This is a genomic window from Methylobacterium isbiliense (genome assembly GCF_022179325.1).
Classification (GTDB): Bacteria; Pseudomonadota; Alphaproteobacteria; order Rhizobiales; family Beijerinckiaceae; genus Methylobacterium; species Methylobacterium isbiliense.
Window position 1 is genome coordinate 1 of the sequence record NZ_BPQQ01000093.1, and the last position, 7355, is coordinate 7355.

The 7355-nt window shown below is 72.7% G+C and carries 7 protein-coding genes; 4 read left to right on the forward strand and 3 right to left on the reverse strand.

From position 1 onward, the window contains the following. Positions 1-38 precede the first annotated feature (38 nt). The 3 genes from sciP to MFF61_RS29400 all read right to left on the reverse strand — a co-directional run bounded on the left by sciP (position 39) and on the right by MFF61_RS29400 (position 1999). Positions 39-314 (reverse strand): CtrA inhibitor SciP, encoded by a 276-nt coding sequence (gene sciP, locus MFF61_RS29390; protein WP_238241235.1) that lies wholly within the window; start codon positions 312-314, stop codon positions 39-41. A gap of 121 nt (positions 315-435) precedes the next feature. Further along, positions 436-1116 (reverse strand): flagellar hook assembly protein FlgD, encoded by a 681-nt coding sequence (locus MFF61_RS29395; protein WP_238241236.1) that lies wholly within the window; start codon positions 1114-1116, stop codon positions 436-438. 37 nt (positions 1117-1153) lie between these two features. Further along, positions 1154-1999 carry a flagellar hook-length control protein FliK gene (locus MFF61_RS29400; protein ID WP_238241237.1) on the reverse strand — a complete coding sequence of 282 codons (846 nt, stop codon included), beginning with the start codon at positions 1997-1999 and terminating at the stop codon, positions 1154-1156. Between the two features lie 828 nt (positions 2000-2827). Between MFF61_RS29400 and mnmA the strand changes: the two genes are divergently transcribed. From mnmA to MFF61_RS29420, 4 genes are all read left to right on the forward strand, one after another. Beyond that, on the forward strand, positions 2828-3976 hold the full coding sequence (gene mnmA / locus MFF61_RS29405; protein WP_238241238.1) for a tRNA 2-thiouridine(34) synthase MnmA: 1149 nt from the start codon (positions 2828-2830) through the stop codon (positions 3974-3976). Positions 3977-4082: 106 nt separating this feature from the next. Then, entirely contained in the window at positions 4083-4736 is a 654-nt protein-coding gene (locus MFF61_RS29410; RefSeq protein WP_238241239.1) for a class I SAM-dependent methyltransferase, read from the forward strand. Positions 4737-4742: 6 nt separating this feature from the next. After that, the gene (locus tag MFF61_RS29415) at positions 4743-5564 is read left to right on the forward strand and encodes a TVP38/TMEM64 family protein (RefSeq protein WP_238241240.1); all 822 of its coding nucleotides are present in this window, start codon (positions 4743-4745) and stop codon (positions 5562-5564) included. Positions 5565-5668: 104 nt separating this feature from the next. After that, a complete protein-coding gene (locus MFF61_RS29420; protein WP_238241241.1) occupies positions 5669-7090 on the forward strand; it encodes a sensor histidine kinase in 1422 nt (473 codons plus the stop codon). Positions 7091-7355 lie beyond the last annotated feature (265 nt).

The window sequence follows — 7355 nt, forward strand, 5'->3', positions numbered from 1 at the left end:
CAGGGGCGCGGGCGCCTCGTCCGTCCCGGGCGGGCCGCCTATTGGCGGTAGTGCTGGATCCGGGTGGTGCGCAGGCCCGCGAGCCCGTGCTGCTCGATCGAGTACTGCCAGCTCAGGAATTCCTCGGTGGTCAGCGTGTAGCGCTGGCAGGCCTCCTCCAGGCTGAGCAGACCGCCGCGCACGGCCGCCACGACCTCGGCCTTGCGGCGGATCACCCAGCGACGGGTGTTGCTCGGCGGGAGATCGGCGATGGTGAGAGGTGAGCCATCGGGTCCGATGACGTACTTCACCCTCGGGCGGTGGGGTTCGGTCATGATACGCTCTTACACTCGACTGACCTGTCACCATTCAGGCTAGCCAGCCGCGTTTAAGATTGCTTGAATCAAATCCCTAGGATGTGATTCGTGCGCCGCAGCGCGCTGATTCGGGCGCCGCTCACCCGCCCGAGGCTGCTCCGATCGCCTGCACGCTGCTGAGCGGCACCGTCTTTCCGTCGATGGTCAGGATCGGATCCGACCCGCTCACGTCGACGCTGGAGATGACGCCCGTCACCTTGGTGTCCACCGTCACCTTCTGGCCGGTGGCGTCGAAGGCCTGCACCTTGAGCGTATAGGTGCCGTCCGAGGCCAGCATCCCGGTGGAGTTGCGGCCGTCCCAGGTGAAGGTCTGGGTTCCGGCGGCGAGGGCCTTGGTCTGGGTGGCGACCACGTTGCCCTTGGCATCGGCGATCGTGAGCGTCGCCCGCGTGGCGGCACGCGCCGCGTTGAGCGTCCAGGCCGCCGCACCGTTGGCGAGCGGTGCCGTGATGCCCGAGGACGTGACCGTCTGCCCGATCAGCCCTGCGGCCGAGGCGGAGGACGAGGCCTTGCTGGCGGAGAGCAGGGCGTCCAGCCGGTCGTTCGACTTGAGCTGCTGCTCCACCGAGGCGAACTGCACCAGCTGTTGCGTGAACTGGTTCGTGTCGAGCGGATCGAGCGGGTTCTGATTGCGCAGCTGCGTGGTGAGCAGGGTCAGGAACTGGTCGAAGTTCCCCGCGAGCGTGGCGGCATCGCTCGTCGTGGAGGATCGGCTGGTGCCGCTCGCCGCCGAGGCGAGGGTGGTGATGCCGGCTGTCATCGGAAACTCGCGAAGGTGGGCAGGGCGGGACGAACGGTCAGATGCGGATGTCGAGGGCCGAGCGCCCGGTCAGCCGCAGCACGGGAGCGACCGGCCCGGGCTCGGCCTCGCCGGTGCCGTGGGGCGTGCGGCCCTGCGGACGGCCCGATTCCTCGCGGCCCGTCTGCCCCTGGCCGCCGCTCCCGTCGCGCAGCGAGAAGCTCACGGCGGCCTCATTTGCCTCGAACCCCGCCTGGGCGAGCGCCTGCTCCAGGTGGCGCACATCGCGCTGGAGCAGGGCCAGCGTCTCGGGCCGTTCGACCACGAGATGGGCCTTGGCGCGGTGCTCCCGGTCGATGTCGAGGCTGACATCGATGCGGCCGAGATCCGCCGGGTCGAGCCGGATCTCGAACCGGTTGCTGCCGGCGAGCGCCCGCATCCCGATCGCAATCGGCACCGCGCCGAGCGCCACCGGCGAGGCAGCCGGCTCGCTGCGCGCAGGCGCGGCCGGGACCTCCGCGGGGGCATCGACGGCGGCCGGGGCCGTCGGCGCCGGCGGCGGCGGGACAGCTTCGGCCGCAAAGGCCGCGGCGGCCTCCGCCGCAATCGTCCCGCCCGGAGCCGGTGCGGCCGTCTCCCCGATCCGGTCCTTCGCCCGGGCGTGCGGGGTGGTCTGCTCCGCCGCGACGGATGCGGCCTCCGCCTCCGGGCGGGCGGGCGGAGTGCGTGGGATCGCGGCAGCCGCGGCCGTGGTCTCTCCCGCGGGCGTGCCAGCGGCGGTCGGCTGCGGCGGGGCAGGGGCAGGGGCGAGCGGCCAGAGGAGAGCGTCGGGAGAGGGCGGGGCGGCGGCCGCATCGGACCCGTCCGTCCCGTCCACCCGCCCCTGATCGTCTGCGGCCGCCATCAGGGCGCCAGCCGCCTCCGCGGGCGGGACCGCAGCCTGGCCCGCAGGCGGGACCTGCTCGGCGGCGGCGGGGCGTGCGTCCGATGGCGCGCGCGCCGCCGTCCCGCTCGCCTCCGGCCCTTCGGGTGGCGCCGTGACCGGTCCCGCAGGCGGGGCTTGCCCGGCAGCCACGGCCTCGGACGTCAGACCCACCGCCTGACTCGCACTCCCTGCGCCATCCGGGCGCGGCGCGGATGGCGGTCGCGTCGATGTCCCGCCCGCCGCTTGGCCCGGAGGGACTGCCGGGCTCGTGGCCGCCTCAGGCGTCGTGGTCTCCGCTCGCGTGGCGACCGAGGCTAGATCCCGGCGCGGGCCGGACGGCGTGCGTGCCGTTCTCGGCTCGGCGGTGGTGTGCGGCGTCGACGCCGGATGCGCGGGCGCTTCGCCGGCTTCCTCGATCCGGAACGGCACGGCCTCGCGCGGCGGGGCTCGACGCACCGCCAAGCCCTGCGCAGCTCGTTCCCAGCCCGTCCCCTGCACGCCCGCGCTCGACCCGTTCGCCATTCCGCCTCTCCGTTCGGGGACGGCATCGCAAGGACGAGGCCACCGGGCCGATCCGCCAAGTCATTGGGAATGAGCTCGAATCGAGCGACGGCAGGTTGGCCCGGCGGTCCGGCCGGGCCGATCCTGCCGATCCGGCGGCAGGAATTGCCGGGTTGCGGGCATGCCCCGCCCTGGAACATCGCGCAGCGGATCACTATAGACATCGGCGGGCAGCGCCGAGGACGGAGAGCCGCCTCGTCGCGCGGTGCAGGCCGCGCCGATCCTGCGTCCCACACCAGAACCACGATGAACTCGCTCGATCTGCCCAAGGCTCCGCAGGACACCCGCGTCGTGGTGGCGATGTCGGGCGGCGTGGATTCATCGGTCGTCGCGGGGCTTCTGAAGCGCGAGGGCTACGACGTCGTCGGCATCACGCTGCAGCTCTACGACCACGGCGCCGCCACGCATCGCCGCGGCGCGTGCTGCGCCGGGCAGGACATCCACGACGCCCGCCGGGCCGCGGAGACGCTCGGCATTCCGCACTACGTCCTCGATTACGAGGACCGTTTCCGCGAGGCGGTGATCGACCGCTTCGCCGACAGCTACATCCACGGCGAGACGCCGATCCCCTGCGTCGAGTGCAACCGCTCGATCAAGTTCCGCGACCTGCTCGCCACCGCCCGCGACCTTGGCGCCGACGCGCTGGCCACCGGGCATTACGTGGCGGGCCGCGCGCGGCCGGGCGGCGGCCGGGCTCTCTACCGCGCCCTCGATCCGGCCCGCGACCAGAGCTACTTCCTGTACGCCACGACGGCCGAACAGCTCGACTTCCTGCGCTTTCCCCTGGGCGAGCTGCCGAAGGACGAGACCCGCCGCCTCGCGCAGTCCTTCGGCCTCGCGGTCGCCGACAAGCCGGACAGCCAGGACATCTGCTTCGTGCCCCAGGGGCGCTACCAGGACGTGATCGCCCGGCTGCGGCCGGATGCGCTGCGCCCGGGCGAGATCGTCCATCTCGACGGGCGGGCGCTCGGGCGCCACGACGGCATCATCGGCTTCACGGTGGGGCAGCGCCGCGGCCTGAAGCTCGCGACCGGCGAGCCGCTCTACGTGGTGCGTCTCGATCCCGACAACGCCCGCGTCGTGGTCGGCCCCCGCGAGGCGCTCGCCACCTCGGTCATCCGACTGAGCGAGACCAACTGGCTCGGGGACGCGCCGCTCTCCGCCCTCGACGGGATGCCCGTCGCGGTGCGCGTGCGCTCCACCCGGGAGCCGCGGCCGGCCTCCCTGCGCTGGAATGCGGCCCTGTCCTGCGCGGAGGTGGAACTCGCCACGCCGGAGGACGGCGTGTCGCCCGGGCAGGCCTGCGCCATCTACGCCGATGACGGGCCGCGGGCGCGGGTGCTCGGCGGCGGCACGATCCTGCGGGTCGAGGCGGCGCAGCGCGCAGCCGCCTGAGCCGCGGCACACGGGGACTTCGTCCCGCACGGAATGTTGAGGGCGCATCGCGCCGGCGAACCGGGAGGCCGGGCCGGAGGATGCTTTCGGGGAGAGACAGGGCGAGATGTTGAGCGAGCCGCGGGAGGCGGGACCCACCACCGCCTTGATGCGCAAGGCCTACGCGCGCTGGGCGCCGGTCTACGACGTCGTCTACGACAAGCTGACGGAGCCCGCCGCACGCGACGCGGTCGAGGCCGCGGTGGCGAACGGCCGGCGCATCCTGGAGGCCGGCGTCGGCACCGGGCTGTCACTCGGCTACTACCCGGCCGTGAGCGAGGTCTACGGCGTCGATCTCTCGCAGGACATGCTCAAGCGCGCCGCCCAGAAGGTGCGCCGCCGCGGCCTGTCGCACGTGAAGGGCCTGCAGGTAATGGACGTCTGCCGGCTCGGCTACGCGGATGCCACCTTCGACGCGGTGGTGGCGCAGTTCCTCATCACCCTCGTGCCGGATCCGGAGGGGGCGCTGGACGAGTTCCTGCGCGTGCTGCGGCCGGGCGGCGAGATCGTGCTGGCGAACCATTTCGGGCAGGCTGACGGCGCCGTGGCGCGGGTCGAGGAGATCGTCGCCCCGCTCTGCTCCAAGATCGGGTGGAGTTCGGACTTCAAGGCCTCGCGCATCGAGGCCTGGGCTCTGCGGCGCGGCGTGACCTTCATCGGCCTGCGCCCGACCTTCCCGGGCGGCTTCTTCAAGATCCTGCGCATGCGCAAAGCGGCCTGAGGCTGCGTGTCGACGCCCGACACGGACGACGCCGAGGCGCCGCCGGCCACCGGGACCGGTCCTGAGGCCGTGGCCCGCCCGCCCTGGCGGCGCTGGCTGCGCGTCCTGCCGCTCGTCGCCCTGGTGCTGGTCTCGGTCGCGCTCCTGGCGAGCGGCGTCACGCACTGGTTCAGCCTGGAGCGGCTGCTCGCCTCCCGCGCCTGGGCCCTCGGCGTCGTGGAGGAGGACCGCCTGCGCGCGATCCTCGTCACGGCGCTGGTCTATGTCGGCACGGTGGTCGTCTCGGTGCCGGTCTCGGTCTTCATGACCATGCTGTGCGGCTTCCTGTTCGGAACGGTCACGGGGGCGCTCGTCGCCATCGCGTCGGCGACGACGGGCGCCGTGATCGTGTTCTCGATCGGCCGCACCGCCGCGGGCGAGGTGCTGCTGCGCCACACCGGCGCACGCCTCAACCGCCTCGCCGCCGGGTTCCGGCGCGACGCCTTCTCGTACGTGCTGTTCCTGCGCCTGCTGCCGCTCTTTCCCTTCTGGATGACCAATCTCGGCCCGGCGATCTTCGGGGTGAGGCTGCGCACCTTCGCGCTCGCGACGCTGCTCGGCATCTCGCCCGGCGGCTTCATCTACGCGGCCACCGGCGCACGCATCGAGACCGTCGTCGCCGCCCACCAGGAGGCGAGGAGCGCCTGCCTCGACGCCGGCGACCGCGACTGCGACACCGCGCTCTCCCTGCGCGCGGTGATCACGCCCGAACTCGTCGCCACGCTGCTCGCCCTCGGCGTCCTCGCCCTCGCCCCGGTCGTCGTCCGCAAGCTGCGCGCCCGGGGCTGAACCGGCACCGGCTTTACGAAGTCCCGCCCGGCGCGTAACCCAGGAGAGCGGCCGGCCGCATCGTGCCGGCCGGGAGGAACGGGCCCTTGCGTCTCGCCGATGCCATGCGGGGGCGCGGCGCCCTCGGAGGCGTCGCGAGCCGGATCGGTCTGTCGGGCCGTCTTCTGCTGCTCACGATCCTGTTCGTGCTGCTCGCGGAAATCCTGATCTACGTTCCGGGCGCCGCGAATTTCCGTCGCACCTGGCTCTCGGACCGCGTCGCCGCCGCGCAGGTCGCCGCCCTCGTCCTCGATGCCGCCCCCCAGCAGCGGGTCTCGGACGACCTCGCGCGCCGGCTGCTCACCGGGGTCGGCGCGCGGGCGATCGCGCTCAAGGCCGGCGGCACGCGCCGCCTGATCGCCGTGGAGGAGGTGCCCTCGGAGGTGGGGGAGGTGGTCGATCTGCGCGAGGCCGGCTGGATCGAACTGGCGATCGGGGCGTGGAACAGCCTCCTGCACCCGCAGACCGAGCCGATGCGGGTGGTCGGCCACGGCAAGGACGGCGTCGACTTCGTCGAGATCGTCATCGACCCGCGGCCCCTGCGCGAGGCGCTGATCGCCTTCTCGGGCCGCATCCTCCTCACCTCCCTGGTGATCTCGGGCATCACCGGGCTCCTGGTGTTCCTGGCGCTCCAGGTCTCGATCGTGCGGCCGGTGCGGCGGCTGGCGCGCAACATCGCGGCCTTCGCGGACGATCCGGAGGACGCCTCGCGGATGGTCGCGCCCTCGTGGCGCAACGACGAGATCGGCCTCGCCGAGACGGCGCTCGCCCGGATGGAGACCGCGCTCGCGGGCGAACTGCGCCAGAAGCGCCGCCTCGCCGACCTTGGCCTGTCGGTGAGCAAGATCAATCACGAGCTGCGCAACCTGCTCACGACGGCTCAGCTTCTCGGCGACCGGCTGGAGGGCACCGCCGACCCGGCCGTGCAGCGGGTGGCGCCCCGCCTGCTCGCCACGCTCGGGCGGGCGATCCGCTATTGCGAGGCGACGCTGGCCTACGGCCGGGTGGCCGAACGGGTGCCGGAACGCCGACTCGTTCCGCTGCGGCCGATCCTCGCCGACGCCCTCGACCTCGCGGGCCTTGTGCCGGGCGCGGCCGTGCGGGTGGACGACCGGACGCCCGAGGGGCTGATGGTCGACGCGGATGCCGATCAGCTCTCGCGCGTGGTGATCAACCTCGTGCGCAACGCCGTGCAGGCGCTGGGCCTCGCCGGCACCGCCTGCGGGGCGGATTCCCTCGTGACCATCGAGGCGTTCCGCGAGGGCGGCACCGTGACGATCCTGGTCGCGGATAACGGCCCGGGCGTGCCGGAGCGCGTGCGCGCCCACCTGTTCGCGCCGTTCCGAAGCGCCAACCGCGCGGGCGGCACCGGCCTCGGTCTGACGATCGCGGCCGAACTCGTACGCCTCCACGGCGGCAGCCTCAGCCTCGACGAGACGAGCCTCGGCGCCCGCTTCCGGATCGTCCTGCCAGACCGGACCGCGTGAGCCGCGGCGGAGACTGCCCGTCGGCGCCGCACCCCAAAAGTAAAAAGCCCGGCCTTGCGGCCGGGCTTCTCTCAGCGGTGATCGGGGAACGCTGAGTCTTATACCATCGCCCCAGGATGCTGACGCATCGATCTCGATCCCGGGCAAGCCCGGGATCGACGGGGCCGATGACCCATCTCGAATTCTCGATGCCAAGCCAGAGGCTTGGCGACACTTCGAGACCGGAACCAAAGGTCGCTTACAACGACCTTAAGTCTTAGTAGGT